At 41.0% G+C, this 16,289-nt stretch carries 19 protein-coding genes; 11 read left to right on the top strand and 8 right to left on the bottom strand.

The window, feature by feature from the left end; all coding sequences use genetic code 11:
• Window positions 1-22 precede the first annotated feature (22 nt).
• The 7 genes from IPP74_03980 (at window position 23) to IPP74_03950 (ending at window position 3,895) form a co-directional block, all read left to right on the top strand.
• The gene (locus IPP74_03980) at window positions 23-241 is read left to right on the top strand and encodes a hypothetical protein (protein MBL0318447.1); all 219 of its coding nucleotides are present in this window, start codon (window positions 23-25) and stop codon (window positions 239-241) included.
• A gap of 53 nt (window positions 242-294) precedes the next feature.
• Window positions 295-1,419: a macro domain-containing protein gene (locus IPP74_03975; GenBank protein MBL0318446.1), complete on the top strand. Its 1,125-nt coding sequence runs from the start codon at window positions 295-297 to the stop codon at window positions 1,417-1,419.
• Window positions 1,420-1,834: 415 nt separating this feature from the next.
• Window positions 1,835-2,266 (top strand): helix-turn-helix domain-containing protein, encoded by a 432-nt coding sequence (locus tag IPP74_03970; protein ID MBL0318445.1) that lies wholly within the window; start codon window positions 1,835-1,837, stop codon window positions 2,264-2,266.
• A 56-nt stretch (window positions 2,267-2,322) separates the two neighbouring features.
• A complete protein-coding gene (locus tag IPP74_03965; protein ID MBL0318444.1) occupies window positions 2,323-2,643 on the top strand; it encodes a helix-turn-helix domain-containing protein in 321 nt (106 codons plus the stop codon).
• Complete coding sequence (locus tag IPP74_03960) at window positions 2,568-2,984, top strand: IS30 family transposase (protein ID MBL0318443.1); 417 nt, start codon at window positions 2,568-2,570, stop codon at window positions 2,982-2,984. Before IPP74_03965 ends, IPP74_03960 begins: the two co-directional genes overlap by 76 nt.
• Entirely contained in the window at window positions 2,969-3,307 is a 339-nt protein-coding gene (locus IPP74_03955; protein ID MBL0318442.1) for an IS30 family transposase, read from the top strand. The genes IPP74_03960 and IPP74_03955 overlap by 16 nt, the downstream gene beginning before the upstream one ends.
• A gap of 258 nt (window positions 3,308-3,565) precedes the next feature.
• On the top strand, window positions 3,566-3,895 hold the full coding sequence (locus IPP74_03950; GenBank protein MBL0318441.1) for a transposase: 330 nt from the start codon (window positions 3,566-3,568) through the stop codon (window positions 3,893-3,895).
• Window position 3,896: 1 nt separating this feature from the next.
• Here the strand turns inward: IPP74_03950 and IPP74_03945 are convergent, their stop codons facing one another.
• A complete protein-coding gene (locus tag IPP74_03945; GenBank protein MBL0318440.1) occupies window positions 3,897-4,430 on the bottom strand; it encodes a Bro-N domain-containing protein in 534 nt (177 codons plus the stop codon).
• A 336-nt stretch (window positions 4,431-4,766) separates the two neighbouring features.
• Here IPP74_03945 and IPP74_03940 point away from each other — a divergent pair, with 336 nt between their 5' ends.
• Both IPP74_03940 and IPP74_03935 read left to right on the top strand, forming a co-directional pair.
• Window positions 4,767-5,942, top strand: coding sequence for an ATP-binding protein (locus IPP74_03940; protein ID MBL0318439.1), 1,176 nt, complete (start codon window positions 4,767-4,769; stop codon window positions 5,940-5,942).
• A 15-nt stretch (window positions 5,943-5,957) separates the two neighbouring features.
• Entirely contained in the window at window positions 5,958-6,350 is a 393-nt protein-coding gene (locus IPP74_03935) for a hypothetical protein (GenBank protein ID MBL0318438.1), read from the top strand.
• Between the two features lie 242 nt (window positions 6,351-6,592).
• Here IPP74_03935 and IPP74_03930 read toward each other — a convergent pair whose 3' ends face one another.
• The 7 genes from IPP74_03930 to IPP74_03900 all read right to left on the bottom strand — a co-directional run bounded on the left by IPP74_03930 (window position 6,593) and on the right by IPP74_03900 (window position 14,836).
• A complete protein-coding gene (locus IPP74_03930) occupies window positions 6,593-8,971 on the bottom strand; it encodes a hypothetical protein (protein ID MBL0318437.1) in 2,379 nt (792 codons plus the stop codon).
• Between the two features lie 295 nt (window positions 8,972-9,266).
• Window positions 9,267-9,851 carry a pentapeptide repeat-containing protein gene (locus IPP74_03925; protein ID MBL0318436.1) on the bottom strand — a complete coding sequence of 195 codons (585 nt, stop codon included), beginning with the start codon at window positions 9,849-9,851 and terminating at the stop codon, window positions 9,267-9,269.
• Window positions 9,852-10,224: 373 nt separating this feature from the next.
• Window positions 10,225-11,328 (bottom strand): Fic family protein, encoded by a 1,104-nt coding sequence (locus IPP74_03920; protein MBL0318435.1) that lies wholly within the window; start codon window positions 11,326-11,328, stop codon window positions 10,225-10,227.
• A 236-nt stretch (window positions 11,329-11,564) separates the two neighbouring features.
• Window positions 11,565-11,915: an alkylphosphonate utilization protein gene (locus IPP74_03915; GenBank protein ID MBL0318434.1), complete on the bottom strand. Its 351-nt coding sequence runs from the start codon at window positions 11,913-11,915 to the stop codon at window positions 11,565-11,567.
• A gap of 408 nt (window positions 11,916-12,323) precedes the next feature.
• Window positions 12,324-13,091: an ion transporter gene (locus tag IPP74_03910; GenBank protein MBL0318433.1), complete on the bottom strand. Its 768-nt coding sequence runs from the start codon at window positions 13,089-13,091 to the stop codon at window positions 12,324-12,326.
• A gap of 4 nt (window positions 13,092-13,095) precedes the next feature.
• Complete coding sequence (locus IPP74_03905) at window positions 13,096-13,836, bottom strand: tellurite resistance TerB family protein (GenBank protein MBL0318432.1); 741 nt, start codon at window positions 13,834-13,836, stop codon at window positions 13,096-13,098.
• A gap of 19 nt (window positions 13,837-13,855) precedes the next feature.
• Window positions 13,856-14,836: a TerC family protein gene (locus IPP74_03900; protein ID MBL0318431.1), complete on the bottom strand. Its 981-nt coding sequence runs from the start codon at window positions 14,834-14,836 to the stop codon at window positions 13,856-13,858.
• A gap of 439 nt (window positions 14,837-15,275) precedes the next feature.
• Here IPP74_03900 and IPP74_03895 point away from each other — a divergent pair, with 439 nt between their 5' ends.
• Together IPP74_03895 and IPP74_03890 are read left to right on the top strand one after the other, a co-directional pair.
• Window positions 15,276-16,025: a Bax inhibitor-1/YccA family protein gene (locus tag IPP74_03895; protein ID MBL0318430.1), complete on the top strand. Its 750-nt coding sequence runs from the start codon at window positions 15,276-15,278 to the stop codon at window positions 16,023-16,025.
• A gap of 41 nt (window positions 16,026-16,066) precedes the next feature.
• Complete coding sequence (locus IPP74_03890) at window positions 16,067-16,279, top strand: amphi-Trp domain-containing protein (protein ID MBL0318429.1); 213 nt, start codon at window positions 16,067-16,069, stop codon at window positions 16,277-16,279.
• Window positions 16,280-16,289 lie beyond the last annotated feature (10 nt).

Raw genomic sequence — 16,289 nt, 5'->3', positions numbered from 1 at the left:
GGTGCTCGACACTATTTAAGGTATTGGCCCTAAGAAAAAACGGGCATTACTTAATCATTTTGGTTCGATCCAATCCATCGCCGATTCAACCATTGAAGATTTATTACAGGCTAAAGGTATCGACCGGACGGCAGCGGAGAAAGTATATCAGTATTTTCGGATAGAGTCGTTTTTTGGTTCAGATTTGCCGATATACTCTATTCTTATAATGAATAAATGTATTTATTTAATATTAATTTAATAATGACATGATATACTTCGTTAAGTAATGAATTTTAGGAAGGGCGTTTGCTTATGACAGTAACAGTATATATAAATAGGGGTGGAGGAAAGGAAGGAAGAAATGTATTTGTAAGAGATGGAGGTGTAGAAGAGTGTGCTATTGTTAACCCTGCTAATTCACGTTTATGGGGAGGAGGTGGTCTAGCAAAGCAAATACAGGAAGCAGCAGGAGGTGGATTACGTACATTGTTACAGGGGAGTACATTAGGGGTTACCAAAAGTCTTGTAACAGAATCATTTGATTTGAATGATAAAGGAATTAATTATATTATTCATGTTGTTGGCCCCGATTTTAGAAACTTTAAGAAAGGTTTAGATAAATACAATGGATCTAATACAAGATTAGATTTAAATGGCTATCTTTATGAGGGAAAAACACGTTTCCAGCAGGCGAAAATAGCTTTGACCGAAACCTATCTAGGCATGCTAAAAGCTGCAAAAAAGAAAAAAATCAACTACGTACAATGTCCTGTTATTAGTGGAAAAATATTTAAAGGAGAATTTTCGGAAAAAGAGTTAGCTTGCCTCACAGCCAGTGCTGTAGAATCAGCTAGTAGAAGATTTGAAGAGAGATATCCACAATATAACATGACACTTAGTATTAAAGCTGATGAATCTTATCGTGATCTTATGGATAGAACTCATGGAAAGAACGATAAAATTACAATTAACGACATGGTAAAAGATACATTAAAAGGTATGTTAGAAGAAGCAGATACCATGATGAGGAAACCTGATTATAAGATGCGCGCTAAGGCCAGAGAATATCTGTTAAATGCATTGTTCATTGCATCTGGAACCTATGATGACGGAGCCAAGAAAGAACAAATGCAAATGGTATATAAAGCTATTAACAATTATTTTATGCCTAGAACAAACAGGAGGTATGGCTACAATGACCTTGATTCTAATAATCGAAAAATCTTAAGGGATTTCTCGAAGAAAGCTAACGAAATTCTACGAGGACGTGATATGGAATTGGATAAAGCAGTTATAGGGAAAGATTTTGCAAAACCCCAAAATTTCAGTGAAAGAATTAAGGCTCGTCTGCCTCTATCAAGTTCTCAATACAAAAAAGACAAAGGGAATTTTGTTAATGCTTTACAGAACAAGATAGAAAATTTGCCAAGCAAATAATGGCTATCCCTGGGTTGGGTCCTCAACAGGATTGAATCTCAAGCCATTTAGCAGTAGAATAGCCAACAGGCATATTGCTATGTGAGGATATCGGTGACACGCGCTAATTTTGCCTTAGAAGACCAAATGAACGGCATTGGTAAATCTGCTAAAGCGGTAGCAATGGAGCTTGCTGATCTGCCGGATGAAACTAAAATAAAGCACTCATAGAGGCAGCAAGGGCGATCCGCGAACGCACCGGTATAATCTGAAGGCTAACACAAAGGATGGCGATCTGGGTAAGCAACGGGCGCTATCGCCGGTAATGATTGACCGCTTGCTATTAACACTATGTATCATATTTAAATAAACTAATTATATCTGTCATTATTTGTGATATTCTATGGCCTGTTAACACAATGAAAGGCTGGTTGTTATGGGCAGAAAAACGAAGTTATTGACAGATATTGTTGTAAGTCGCGCACGTATTGGCTTAGAAGAGGTAGGAAAGAGTGGGGCTATAGCGATTAAATTAAGAATAGTCTTGGCAGCGCAAGAGCATGGTATAAGTGCTGTGTGCAATATAATGGGCGTCACCAAGGCTAGCGTCATTTCATGGATTAAAGCGCTTCGGGATGGTAGTTTTGAAACGCTATCTGTTAAGCCAGGAAGGGGTCGCAAGCCTTTGTTAAGCCCCTCTCAGCAAGAGGAGATTCGCAAATGGCTAGAGTCCGATCCACAACTAACGATTGAGGCCATTCAACAGAAAATCTCTAAAACTATGCAGGTGAAATTGGGGCGATCAACCGTTCATCGATTGATAAAGAAAATGCGTTTTTCTTATATAACTCGGCCTGTTCTAAAATGAAGTGCAACACCTTATGATGTTTGTTGTCAAAACAGATAATCAAAAAGATGTTGCGTATGAAAAGATATAACCATTTAAGTTATGATGAAAGAGTAAAGATATCTCAGCTGAAGCAATCTGGCCTGCTAGCAGGCCAGATTGCTTCAGCGATCGGCCGTCCAGTGTGTACCGTTTATCGGGAGCTAAAGCGCAATGAAGCACCGCCAGGTCAATATGGCCGGATACGGCACATCGCCTGGCAGCTGGCCGCCGTTGCCGTCAAGCGCGACTCGACAAGGATATCAAGCTCCAGGAATTTGTTATGGAACACATGCAGAACCATTTCTGGACACCTGAGCAAATCGCCGGTCATCTTAAGCATGGTCAAACCGAGCTAAAATCCATTTGTCACGAAACGATCTACCACTGGATTTATCAGGGTTCCAGACGAAAAGAGAAAATCTGGAAGTTCCTTCCACGGCATAAAGCAAAGCGGGGACTAAGGAAATCTAAAGGCGCCGGTGCTTCACGTATACCAAACAGAGTCTCTATCCATCAACGGCCCAAGCACATTGATAAGCGGACAACATTTGGTCACTGGGAAGGGGATTTGATGAGCTTCTGTAAGGGCTCTCAACATATTCTGGTTCTCAGGGAAAGACAGACCATGTTTACCCTCAGCAAGCAATTGCCCAGTAAAAGGCCGATGACGTTGCAAACGCAATCCTTAACCTGCTAACCAAAATACCTCAAAAAGCACGCAAGTCGTTGACTTTGGATAATGGTGGTGAATTTACCCGTCACCAGTTATGGGGTAAAGCACTAGACATCAAAACCTTCTTCTGCGACCCATATGCATCATGGCAAAAGGGCGGCGTCGAGAATACCAATGGAAGACTGCGAAGAGACTTACCCAGAAAAACGAACATTCACACATACAACAAGGAGGATTTCAATGAAACCATTGATAACTATAACCTAACACCACGCAAAAAACTCAATTGGATAACTCCTAATGAGGCATTCCTAAAAAAATGTCAGAGGTTTGCACTTCAAACTTGAATGTGGCCTCCACGTCCAGAACATCACAAGAAAAACCAAGGGGATGAAGTGGAATTCAAAAAAAAATCTATCAAACCATCTAAGTGAATGCCCAGGAAGGCGCATGTTTTTTATAGATGAATCACGCTTTGGAACTCATTCAAAAATAGGCCATGGATGGTTCAAAACAGGACAAAGATCTTGTGTGAAGATGAAGCTTGGCTTTCATAATTTCTATGTCTATAGCTTTGTAGAGCCTAACTCAGGTGAAAATTCACTTTGATTTTACCTAACGTCAATACAGATATGCTCAATCTCTATCTTCAAGAAATGTCTCGGCAATTTGCGGACGATAAAATTAGTCTTGTTATGGATGGAGCCGGGTGGCACAGGTCAAGGCAACTTAATCTGCCCGCAAATATAAGCATCATCCATTTGCCTCCTTATTCTCCAGAATTAAATCCTGTGGAAAGGTTCTGGCAACAACTCAAGCGTATAACCATCAGAAACAAAATCTATGATTCAATAGATGAGCTTGAAGTTGCTGTTTGCGCGGCCATTCACGACTTCACTCCAGAGCAGATCGCGCAGATTTGCGGTATTAATTAGTTTATTTAAATATAAGACTTGGTATAAAAATTGGGCTAAAGCGATTAGTAAGGGCAAACCAAGCGAATCGAAGGAAAGATAGTGCCATAATTTTACACGGATCATTCTTAGAAAAGATCGCACTCTTTTGCGCGCAAATCCAGTTTTGGCTCCGGCCATGTTTTTTCCAATTGTCTCTTGCTCGATTAAGGGATTGCTCTGGGTCTGATATTTCCTCAATGCGTTCATTTCCTACCCTGGCCAGCCATAATTTAAAAGGTTCTGCTTTCTTACTGGGAATTGACTGAATAAGGCGAAAGAGGGTTTCTGGGTCAGCTACGTCTGTTATTCTCATTTTTCCATCAGCAGCTTTGATTTTTAACAGGTGATAATTTGTCACCTCTTCACTTCCTTCCTCGTTGAGTCTTTGTTTTAATTTATTCCAATACTTTCTTGATGTTTGATAATCGCGCTGGTTTGTTAAGAGGCCAATAATATCAACAATAGAGAAAAACCACTTATTCTTTTCTGTGTCAAAAAGCCTTCTACTCCAAATTTTTCGAAGAGTGCTAAATCATGTGCCATGCCTATATCCTTTTGACTATAGAATTATATTGTAATAATATACAACAACAATGGAAAATGTTATCAACTGCTATCATCAGAATTAAGAAATCTATTCACCATCTCCTCAATCTCCTCACTAAATGTTCGAAATTCGTCCAGACTGGGGAGCCATCCTTCTTCGCTTATGTAAGGTGCGATCTTGTTGTTTTTTAGTAACTTTAAGGTGACTTGCCTCCGAAGCGGGCAGTACGAGAGGCCTTATTTTTATTGACACTAACCACCTTGACTTGTATTATTGGAATAATAATCCATTTTTGCAAGGTATATGGAAAGAGAGCTTTATTTTTCTAGGATAGATAGTGCATTTAGCGTGCATCCAGTTGTGGCTATGTTGGGACCGCGGCAGTGTGGAAAAACGACTACGGCCAGGCAGTATTTTGCTATTCGTGATATACCAGTGCCCCAAACCCACTATTTTGACCTTGAGCGAACGGATGATTTGGCGCGTTTGGAAAATCCTTTTTTGACGCTTGGTCGGTTGGAAGGACTCATTATTATTGATGAAGTTCAACGTGTACCTAATTTATTTTCTGCTTTGCGTGTGTTGGTTGATGAACCTGGCCATAATCGAAGGTTCTTGATTCTGGGCTCTGCATCGCGTGAGCTTATAAGGCAGTCATCGGAAAGTTTGGCTGGAAGAATTGAGTATATTGAATTGACGCCATTCTCGCTCAATGAATTATTAGATGAGGATAGCGATCCTTTGAATGATTTATGGTTGCGTGGAGGGTTCCCGCGCTCATTCCTTGCTGGAAGCGATGAGCAGAGTGCTCAGTGGCGCAGAGCCTATATTAAAACCTATTTGGAGCAGGATATTCCTAATTTGGGCATACGCATTGCTCCTGTCATGTTGCGTCGCTTATGGATGATGCTAACACATTATCATGGCAATATAATTCATTATGCTGAGTTGGGCCGGTCGTTTGGAATTGATATTAAGACAGTCCAGTATTACGTAGGAATACTCGTATCTACCTTTATGATACGGCAACTTCAGCCGTGGCATGAGAATCTGAGCAAGAGACAGATTAAGAGTCATAAAATATATTTTAGGGATAGTGGGATATTACATAGTCTTAAAGCTATTGAAACAATGGATGATTTGTTGGTTGATCCAAAGATGGGAGCAAGTTGGGAGGGATTTGCGATCGAAGAGATGATCAGGCTTTATCAGGCCAAAGGATTTGAGAGCTACTTTTGGGCAACTCAGGGTGGGGCTGAGCTTGATCTATTCATGATTAAGGGAAACAAGCGTTTGGGTTTTGAGTGTAAATATACAGATGCACCCAAACTTACCAAATCGATGGTCATTGCGATGAATGATCTCAAATTGACCCAACTGAAAGTTTTATACCCTGGAACAAAAAAATATGCCTTAGCTGATAATATTGAAGCGGTTCCTCTCACTGATGTTTTGAAAGAATTTGATGATGATCAATAGATTTTATGAAAAAATATGTATTTCCAATTATTAAAATTAACGTATAAGCCAGAATACTTAAAGCTTTCTATTGCTCAGCTTATCGAAGGTGAACCAGATGGATATATTGGACGGCCATTAACAGTTTCTCCGAAGAGTAAAAAATATACTATAGTTTTTAACGGGGTAGGAAATTTTCGATCCATACCCGAACCGTGTTGGAGATATGAGGGTAAAGAAAATAAAATAACCGGTTTCTTATCTGAATGTTTTGAGTCTGAATATTCACAGAATTTATGCCCATGCGGGACGGGATCTGGTTCGAATAGACATTTTTATGTATTAACGGAATCTGTCGTAATTGAAGTGATTGCTGAATATGAACCGGAAATTATGGTTTTAGATCCATTTAACCCAAATTTTAGATAATGATTTTAATGAATTAAAAATTATAAGGTGACCTTTTCATCGTCTCCTCAATCTCCCCTCTAAAAGTTCGAAATTCGTCCAGACCGGGGAGCCATCCTCCTTCGCAACGGCGGGATTGGGGGCATTGGTGATATATCTAATTCCTCTTATACCAGTTTTTTTTCATATGCTTTTTGCTTAAGAAATTGCTGCCATTTGCTTCCTTATATCTTCTCTGAAAAAGTGATATTTTTATACAATATTCAATAACCACGACTGCCATTGTCATTAGATTTATCTTGATTATATTTAACAATAAAACTGGTAGTGGAGTTTGAAGGATGTCCTGGGTTTCTCCTCAAATTTTCCATTATAATATGGTTGTCTTGGGTGGTTAGTTGATTGTCCTGACTATTTGGATTAGTCAATTGCAACTGCTGAGTATGGGTTGTTTGACTATGATTTAAATAATCGTTAGGGGTATAAGGCTGAATGGTTTTGTGATTATAGTCTTGGTTCCATACCTGCTTACTTGGTAGATAATCCCCCTCTGCAGGATTGACTTTATTCAAACAATAGTAAGCAGGGTCAGGATATCTTTCGGAAAGAGGAGGATGGATTGGGCGATAATAATAGCCTTGCATCCGTGACAGATTACTCGGTAGCGCATTGTGCGCTATATGATTGACCTCATTCAAAGAAGCGTTAGGGGCATGAAGTTGATATGGAGTATATCCTACGTGAGGAGGAGTAATGGTTCGGGGATTACCGGCTGGGATCGATACAGTCACCGGATAGCTTAATAGATAATTGCACGCTGCATGATTGAATTCATTCAAATAATTTCTGGAGTAGGGATAATCGTCTTGGTGCTGTGGTGGATTACCTCGTGGATAATTGTTATTAAGATTATCGCATGCATTACTTCTGGAAATTCGATAGGCTATTGGCGATTGCGTGGTATCACTTCTTTTGCGTTTATTTGAAGCACTATTCTCCTTTCTAACCGATGAGATGTTAGTGGGGATGGGGCCTTTAATTTGAAAATCATTAGGAATAATTTTGTTGTTTTTAAATATTTCTAAATATGCATTAAGTGTTCCATCTCTATGTTCATTGAAGGTGTATAATTCATTAGCTATTATATTTTGATATTCACTACGAATATCAGGGGGTAATTTATTTAAGAGCGCGGAAAGAATATCGATTAAGGTTAATATTCTGTATTCGGTACCTAAAGAATGGATGTCATTTTTGTCGATATAATCATATAAACCCTTTATGGTACTTGTGAATGCATCTCTTTTTCGTACTTTACGTGTTATATTAACACCTTCAATATTAAGTATTTCTGTCACGATGTCACTCATCCCGTTAAAACAGGCTAAAATTAATAAAGTTCTATTATTAACTGTTTTACCATCCACGAGTTGAGGTAATTTTATGCCGGTTGTATTGGCTTTTTCTCTATACTTAGCGATTAAAGAACAAAAAATATCTGTAGTCGTTTTTCTTCTTATTTGCTGTTCAGTTTCCCGTATCTGGTTATTGGGCTCGCCAACGTAAACAGCGAAACCAGACAATGTATTCCATAATGCATTGCCACCGTGATTTTCGGTATAGAGATTAATGTCATCAATCTTAAGCAATTCTGTCACGATATCCAAATGACCATTAAAACAGGCTAAATTTAATAAAGTTTCTGATTTTCCATTTGGATTATTCACTAGATCGCTCAATGGTCCCATGCCTGCCTTTTTATACTCAGCGGCTAGTAATTTAAAAATAGCTTGTGCATTCTTGTTTTTTTGCTCCCCATTAAATTTTTCTTTTTTATTACCAATAGACCAACCTTTCAATGTTGAAATGAAGAAACTCCGCCACGCTTCTATAGTCAGCTTGTCTTTAGAAATAATTTCCAGCAGCAAATTAATGCAAGAAACATCATATAAATTGAAGCAACAAGTGCTAAGGAAATTTTCTTTCATCCCATCCACTATGTCCGATTCTGAAAATTTCCTAAATATGATAGAAACTATTTCTGACTTATTTGTTATATGTTCTGGTTTATTGTGATTTATTTCTGCATATGCATTTAACATTTCGATGAATGCAGTATAAAATTCACTTTTATAAATGAGTTTTTCTAATTCAATTTTATTGTGATGTTTATTTAAAACGTTATCACTCAGTGATAAAATGACTTCTTTGTCTTTCTTTAATTTTTCAATAGTATCTTTAGAATTATAGCCTAATGCAGCATTAAGCACCTCTGGAAGAAGAAGTTTAAAACTGCAACAAATAACGTCATACATTACAGTATCATTTAAAAGGATGCTTAGACTATTTCTGTCTTTTATTTCTAGCAATAATAATGCTATTTTACGATTTGCTTGTCGGCACATCTCTAAAAAATAGGTTGTCCAGTCATTGTTATATTTTGTTTCTAAAATATTAGATATTTTTTTAAATTCAGCTTGGCTGACCTCTCTATTGAGGTTTAAATTTTGATCGACCCTCTCTAATGTTTCACTACGACTTCTTTCTTGAAACTTAGGTAAAGGATGCTCATTATTTACGGTCTGCGCTGCAGGACGTGACTTGGTATCTTGACTAGATATTGAATCTTTATTTCTGGGCATAACGTATGAACTACCTTTTATATTTTTTGGATTACGTGTAATTTGATTTACAGTAAGAGTCAAGATGTAATATCAGGAATATTTATAAGAAAACAATATTGTTTTTAACTTTGCATCTATTTCCAAGCCAATGAAATACCGCTGGCGCTTACATTCCATTGAACTGCAACTTCAAACCAGCACCAAAGAATGTGGAATTCTTCAAAGCGCGTTAAAAAACCCCTTTTATGAATAAAAGGGGTTTTAGCATAAGAAAAAAACGGCATACATTGAGATATGCGGTTATTATCCCCCGCTATATCAAGCTACATCCCGCAGAAGCCGATTGATTTTGAGATGATTGCTGCACTACTCTTTTAGCCCAATCCGTTTGTTTGTCAGTTTGTTTGTCAGTGTTTGCATCAATTTTTATTTCTATGTATCCAGTATTAATGGCTTCATGTACATTTGATTTCTTTGCTGCTTGTGCATCTATGGACTCAGCTATGGCCTGCTTATCCAAATCCAAAGAACGACGGAGAGATAGATTTAATTGCTCTAGTTGTGCAGGGGATAAGGCATTTCCATTTTCAATTTGCTGAGGTGCTATAATTTTATTAAACGTCTCTTGGTCAATATATAAATCTTTTAATGAGGATTCTAATGGGGGGCGCCCAAGATAGAGGGAAGTAAATTCAAATTTTTTGAGTTTAGCGCCATTTAAGTTTGAATTAACAATTATGCAATCACCGAAACATGCTCCACTCAAATCAGCATCAGTAAGATTTGCATTAACAATTGAAAAGCTTTTCATCTTTATATCAGAAAATCTTGTTCCACTAAAATTCCCCCCGGGAAGAGTCAATTGCTGCAAGTTATTTATGGTGGGTGATAAGTTCACAATGACGCTATTATGCGGAAGCTTATGGATATCTGCTATGTAATGATTGAAAGGCAATCGATTGAATACAAAATGATTGAAATATTGGATCAAATCTTTATGATGTACGTCTATTTGTTGTTTTATAAAATGCTCAATTATATAAATATTAGGCAATTATAGAAAGGTAATTGATGGTGTCAATAGCATTTTTCATACAAAATTTAATAACTGCGACTGCCATTATCAGTAGATTTATATGGATAATATTTTTCAATGTAATAGGTAGTGGAGTTTGGGAGTCTTTAAATAACAGTGTCACCTGATAGCAAGTGAAGCAGAAAGCCGTTAATTTGCAATAGGTTGATACCAAAAAGAGTATGTTAAGCCCAATCTAATCAGGATGTTTTAAGATATACCCTGTACTTCTGCCACCTGCGCCATCTTTTGCCAAGATATTGCGTTCAAGCAAGTTTGTGATATCACGAAGCGCAGTATCCTGAGAACATTTGTTGATTTTAGCCCATTTGGATGAATTCAGTTTGCCATCAAAACCATCCAGTAAACGGTTGATGATGATTCGTTGACGGTCGTTGAAGGGTACTCCTGCATGGCTTTCCCAAAAATTAGCTTTGATCAATATCGCTTCAAGTGCTTTTTCTGATGCACGAATAGCCCGTTTAAGACAATGCAAGAACCATTCCATCCAATTGGTGAGATCCATAGTGCCCTTCTGACATTGTTCCAAAACGTCATAGTATGATTTTCGTTCATGCTGAATTTGTGAAGACATACTATAGAAACGCTGCTGGCTTCGTTCGGATCGCGCTAGTTGCATATCAGCAATGGCACGGGCAATGCGTCCGTTTCCATCGTCAAATGGGTGGATTGTCACAAACCAGAAATGGGCAATCGCTGCCTTAAGCACAGGGTCTATCTCCGACTTTGTTTCGAACCATTGAATGAACCGAGCCATTTCTTTCTTCAATGTGTAAAATTCTGGTGCTTCATAATGTATGTTTTCATGACCGTAGGCACCTGAGGCGATCTGCATAGGGCCGCTTTCTTTTGTTCGCCAGCCTCCTACATTGATGTGGTAGATGCCGTTTCTGCCAGTAGGAAATAATAATGCATGCCAATTAAACATTCGTTCATCGGTTAATGGCTTAGTATAGTTTCGTGTGGCATCCAGCATAACGTCAACAATGCCTTCAATATGGCGGTCTTTTGGAAATGTTCCGGCAATATCCATCCCAAGCTTAATTGCGATCGAGGACCGTACTTGTTCACTATCTAATTTTTCTCCTTCAATTTCAGAGGTCTTGATCACATCCTGGGTAAGTGTTTGCAAAGCGGCTTCACTTCGTAAGGAAAAGCCAAGCCCCTCCATGCGACCAAGCAGCCGCCCCTGAGAGTGGCGGACGTCTGCTAATAGAATGGATAATTTTCCTTCATTCCAGGTGAAATCAGGCCAATGTTTTTGTTGGTATATATACATATAATCTCCGCACATCATAATGAGATTATAGCGCATATTCACCGCAAAAGCAATGTTATTCGCCGCATATATTGCGGTGAATAATGGATGTATTCACCGCAGTAGGGATCATTTTGCTTGCAAGGCAACGCGCAAGCTGTGGCCATTGCTCCTTAAAGCAAGGTTCGAAAATACTAAATTGATCAATTCTCTTTTTTCTGTTGTCTTACAACGTTCAAGTGGCTTGATTATGCTGCTTACGACGTTACTTTCTTGACAAATTCTGACTTTAGTCCCATTGCGCCGATGCCAGGAATTTTGCAATCAATATTATGATCGCCCTCTACTAGACGGATACTCTTGACTTTTGTGCCGATTTTCACAACTGATGAGGAGCCTTTTACCTTAAGGTCTTTGGTGATCATAACCGTATCTCCATCCTGCAGTTCCACACCATTGGAATCATATACCTTGTGGTCGGAATCTTCATCGTTGCCAGGAACAGCATCTTTGGGCCACTCATGACCACATTCAGGGCAGATCAGTAGCATTCTGTCTTCATAGGCATACGGGGAATTACATTCCGGGCAATTAGACGTTTCGTTCATTGGATATCCTTTGATATACTGGGTGCCATAAGCTGTTCTAAGGCAAAATACCGTTGCCCAGTTTTTCGTATTTCTTTCACATAAAAAGATAGATTCATCGTGTCCTCAAAATCACGTTTATCGTGATAATAATGACATTTTGCTTACTTGCGAATTAAAGTCAAGCGACTAGAGTGTAAAATAAGTGCGCCATGTCCTTAAAATCACAAAAAAAGGTATTTTAGGGACATGGTAAGCTTATTTTGAATAATCGCCATATTATCGAAAACAGCGTCAATCGATCATAGCGTCATTTCGTATCACCACTTCTGATAATAACTGGTAGCATTGTGGAAATGCACAGTGGGCGTATGGTTTGCGTAAGGAGGCTTTATTTGTGCTATCCTCTTATGATTGCAGCCGATTGCCTCATTTTTTCATCGCGTCTATTTTCTGATGAAGCTTCATCAGCTCTGTTTCGATGCGCTTGATGGTGTCTTGATCTTCCTGCTCCTCGGCCTGATGCTTCCTTTGCATGGCGTCAACGATCACCGCAATAAACAGATTGAGTACGGTAAAGGTGGCCGCCAGTATGTAGATGACGAAGAATATCCATGCCTTTGGATGGGTTTTCATGATCTCGCGCACAATGTCAGCCCAGCCTTCCAGTGTCATGATCTGAAACAGCGTGAAGAACGAACCGTGCAGACTACCAAACCATTCAGGGTATTGGATGCCATAGAGTTTGGTTGCCATGACCGCGAAAACATAATACACGATTATCAAAATAGCACCAATGGAGCCGATACCTGGGATGGCACCAATCAGCCCCTCAATGACGCGCCTTAAGCGCGGGAAAATCGAAATCAGCCGCAGAACACGAAGCACCCGCGCTGCCCGAAGCACTGCAAACGCTTCATTCGCTGGCATAAAGGCAATCAACACCACTACCGTATCAAAAATACTCCAGGGATCACGGAAGAAGCGCAGACGATAAACCATCAGTCGAAGGCCAAGCTCGGCCACAAAGATCCATAATATGAGATGGTCAATGGCTTTCAGCATGTCACCATACTCCGCCATGATTGCTGGGTAGGTTTCTATTCCCAGAATCACGGCGTTGAGTATGATCAGCACCATGATGGTTTTGCTAAACCACGGCGCTTCGACGATTGCTTTTAGTTTTCCTATAGCCATAGGTTCAAGCTGCTTTCTGGGTAGACATTGCATGCAGTTCTTCTTGCAGGCTGTTGGTAAACGCAGGCTCCAGCTTCAAAGCTCTGGCGAGCGAGGCGAGGTATTCCTGTTCAGGCATACACTGGCTGTCGCACACCATCAAGGCAGCAAGATAAATCTGCGCCGCTTCTACTTGTGTTTTGGCGGCGGCGGCAATGCTGTTCACATCCTGCATATTCGCCATTTCCTGAATCAGCAAGGCTTTTTCATGAGCACCCACGCCAGCAGCTTCTAGCTGGCCTATGATTTTCTGGCTTTCCGCCGCATCCATATGTCCATCGGCTTTGGCGGCGGCAATCATGGCGCGTATAATCGCCAGCGGAAGCTCTGTGTTCGCCGACGCGGGAGCCTGCAAAGAAACGCTGGGAGCCTGATTTCCTGCAAGTAAGCCGGAAATCAGGCTGCTTGCCTGTGTCGCCATGCATGTTGCAGAATGTTTCACCGCATTCACAACACTCGCGTTTCCACCCGCAGCCTTCTGTTGTTGGTAATTGCCGAAGGCTTTGTAAGCCAGCGTGCCAAGCAGCGCCAAGCCCCCGACTTTTGCGACGGTTTCCACTGTGTCTTTGCCACCGCCTAGTAGCGAGGTGGCAACCCCTCCCGTTAGCAATCCAGCAGCAAAGTTTTTGGTGGCCATACCGCCAAGTATTTTGCCAACGAGTCCGTTGGAATCAATGTTGGCGAGTAAGTTTTTAGTATCTAACATACGTTTCTCCTTTTGGTGGTTAGTGTGAAGATTGTTTCTCGCCGCGTGTCTTGTAGAGCGACACCAGCACGCCTGCGAGAATGATGGCGAAGGTTACCCCCAGCGAGATGCTGGCAGGGAATTTCTCCATATCCAGTGCATCGGCAATGAAGGTTTTTGAGCCGATGAAAATCAACACCCATGCCAGTGCAGGTTTTAGGTATTTGAAGCGATGAATAATCGCTGCCAGCGCGAAATAGAGCGCCCGCAACCCAAGAATGGCAAAGATGTTGCTGGTGTAAACAATATACGGATCAAGCGTGATGGTAAAAATGGCGGGTACGCTATCCACTGCAAAGATAAGGTCAACAAACTCGATGAGGATCAGCGCCACCATTAATGGTGTCATGTAGGTCGCTTTTTTGCCCGTATTTTTGTCCTCCAGCCGTACGGTGAACTTCTGGCCATGCAATTCGCTCGTTACGCGCATGTTTTTACGCAGAAACTTCAGCAGCGGATTATTTTCTATGCTTGGCAGCTTATCGCCAATATAGAGCATCTTGATGCCGGTGAGCATCAGGAACGCGGCGAAGATATAGAGTATCCAGCTAAACTCAGAAACCAAGGTTGCTCCAAGCCCAATCATGATAGCGCGTAGCACGATTACTCCGAGAATACCCCAGAAGAGGACGTGATACTGATATTTTCGTGGGATAGCAAAATAGGTGAAAATCAACGAAATGATAAACACATTGTCCATTGCCAGTGTTTTTTCGACAATAAACCCGGTGAGGTATTCTTTCCCACTTTGCTCCCCTAGCGAGTACCACACCCACGCGCCGAAGGCTAGCGCGATCGAAATATAAAATGCACTCAGCCACAGGCTCTCCTTAATGGAAATTTCACGTGTTTTGCGGTGCAAAACCCCTAAATCAAAAGCGAGCAGTACACCCACAATGCCCATGAAAGTAGCCCACATCCAGACGGGTTTTCCCATCACAACATCAAACAAAAATTCCATTTATCAATTCCTTATTATTAAGTTTTTCATTAGTGCCTTGAGGATAACAGCCTCTATCATCACCAAAGCGAGCGATTGGGTGCTCGCTTTTTTCCTGTGGGATAGAAGGTGGCGGTTGACGTTGCTCCCAATGACAGAATCATTGGTCTCTCCTTTATAAATGTTGAATTTTCAAAGGGCGGCAACGCTCATCGATCGTTTCTTCCTGTGTTTATTGAACATAAGATAATTATAGCAAGCCTAGCTGTAGGAAGTCCGTACCAAGTGGAAGCTTAAGCCGCTGTTGTTTCGTAGCGGCGCATATACGGAATTTTTACACCATCACTACGCCATTTAAACGAAGGCAAGACCGAGTCAGTACAGCGATTTGGCTAGCTTATGGCGTACTATTATTAATATGGGCAACAACACTGCCCATCATTTAAAGGAGAAAACTGCCATGAACGACTTTTATACACAGATTACACGCCCAAATAGCACCGCTAAAGCCGCCACCTTTGATGCGGGCCTACGTGCTTACATGCTAAAAATTTACAACTACATGGGCAGCGCCCTGGCGATTACCGGCATCGTAGCATTACTTGCGGTGCAGTCGCCAGCATTTCTTAACGCCATGTATGTCATGGAAGGCTCGGCCATTGCCGGCATGAAGCCCTTGGCGTGGATCATTATGCTTGCCCCTCTAGGCATGGCCATGTGGATGGGGTTTGCGCTCAATAAAATGAGCCTAGGTGCGGCACGAGCTGGATTCTGGGGCTTTGCCGTAGTCATGGGATTATCGCTCACAACGATATTTCTTACCTACACCGGTACCAGTATCGCCCGCGTATTCTTTATCACCGCTAGCACATTCGGCGCGATGAGTATTTACGGCTACACTACACAGCGTGATCTGACCAAGTTTGGCTCGTTCCTGGTCATGGGAGTGATCGGCATAATGATTGCCTCGCTGGTCAATCTCTTCCTGCAAAGCTCTGCCTTGCAGTTCGGACTCTCTGTTATCTGCGTGTTGGTTTTCACCGGCCTAACAGCCTATGACACGCAGAAACTTAAGCATCTGTATTACGAATTACAGCTAGAGGGCGAAGCAATGGCGAAAACGGTCATCATGGGTGCGCTAACGCTCTACCTCGATTTCATCAATATCTTCACGAGCCTGATGCATCTGCTGGGCGATAGAAGGCAGTAACATATTAACCAACAAAAGAGAAAAACATGAACACTGTAAAAATGAAAAACCGCGATATCGAAAAAGCCTATACCACGGAGCAATTCGTGGAGAAGCTTCGCAGGCTAGCAGATTGTCTGGAAAAGGGCGAAAGGTTCGATCTCCAGATTGCCGGTGAGCGCATGTACGTTCCCAAGGATGCCATCTTCACTATTGAGCATGAGCGTCAAGGGCGCGAAGAAGAAATTGAATTCCAGATCAAATGGAAAAACTGACGGGAGAAAA

The sequence above is a fragment of the Alphaproteobacteria bacterium genome, assembly GCA_016722515.1.
Classification (GTDB): Bacteria; Pseudomonadota; Alphaproteobacteria; order Rickettsiales; family JADKJE01; genus JADKJE01.
The sequence above is the reverse complement of the archived record's forward strand: the minus strand, read 5'-3'. Positions and strand labels throughout refer to the sequence as shown.

What these genes read in the sequence shown, in the direction of transcription:
- IPP74_03910 (MBL0318433.1), bottom strand. Translation starts at nt 13,091, where the DNA reads ATGGCTATAGGAAAACTAAAAGCAATCGTCGAAGCGCCGTGGTTTAGC.
- IPP74_03975 (MBL0318446.1), top strand. Translation starts at nt 295, where the DNA reads ATGACAGTAACAGTATATATAAATAGGGGTGGAGGAAAGGAAGGAAGA.
- IPP74_03940 (MBL0318439.1), top strand. Translation starts at nt 4,767, where the DNA reads ATGGAAAGAGAGCTTTATTTTTCTAGGATAGATAGTGCATTTAGCGTG.
- IPP74_03895 (MBL0318430.1), top strand. Translation starts at nt 15,276, where the DNA reads ATGAACGACTTTTATACACAGATTACACGCCCAAATAGCACCGCTAAA.
- IPP74_03905 (MBL0318432.1), bottom strand. Translation starts at nt 13,836, where the DNA reads ATGTTAGATACTAAAAACTTACTCGCCAACATTGATTCCAACGGACTC.
- IPP74_03900 (MBL0318431.1), bottom strand. Translation starts at nt 14,836, where the DNA reads ATGGAATTTTTGTTTGATGTTGTGATGGGAAAACCCGTCTGGATGTGG.
- IPP74_03915 (MBL0318434.1), bottom strand. Translation starts at nt 11,915, where the DNA reads ATGAACGAAACGTCTAATTGCCCGGAATGTAATTCCCCGTATGCCTAT.
- IPP74_03935 (MBL0318438.1), top strand. Translation starts at nt 5,958, where the DNA reads ATGTATTTCCAATTATTAAAATTAACGTATAAGCCAGAATACTTAAAG.
- IPP74_03970 (MBL0318445.1), top strand. Translation starts at nt 1,835, where the DNA reads ATGGGCAGAAAAACGAAGTTATTGACAGATATTGTTGTAAGTCGCGCA.
- IPP74_03930 (MBL0318437.1), bottom strand. Translation starts at nt 8,971, where the DNA reads ATGCCCAGAAATAAAGATTCAATATCTAGTCAAGATACCAAGTCACGT.
- IPP74_03920 (MBL0318435.1), bottom strand. Translation starts at nt 11,328, where the DNA reads ATGTATATATACCAACAAAAACATTGGCCTGATTTCACCTGGAATGAA.
- IPP74_03890 (MBL0318429.1), top strand. Translation starts at nt 16,067, where the DNA reads ATGAAAAACCGCGATATCGAAAAAGCCTATACCACGGAGCAATTCGTG.
- IPP74_03960 (MBL0318443.1), top strand. Translation starts at nt 2,568, where the DNA reads ATGGAACACATGCAGAACCATTTCTGGACACCTGAGCAAATCGCCGGT.
- IPP74_03965 (MBL0318444.1), top strand. Translation starts at nt 2,323, where the DNA reads ATGAAAAGATATAACCATTTAAGTTATGATGAAAGAGTAAAGATATCT.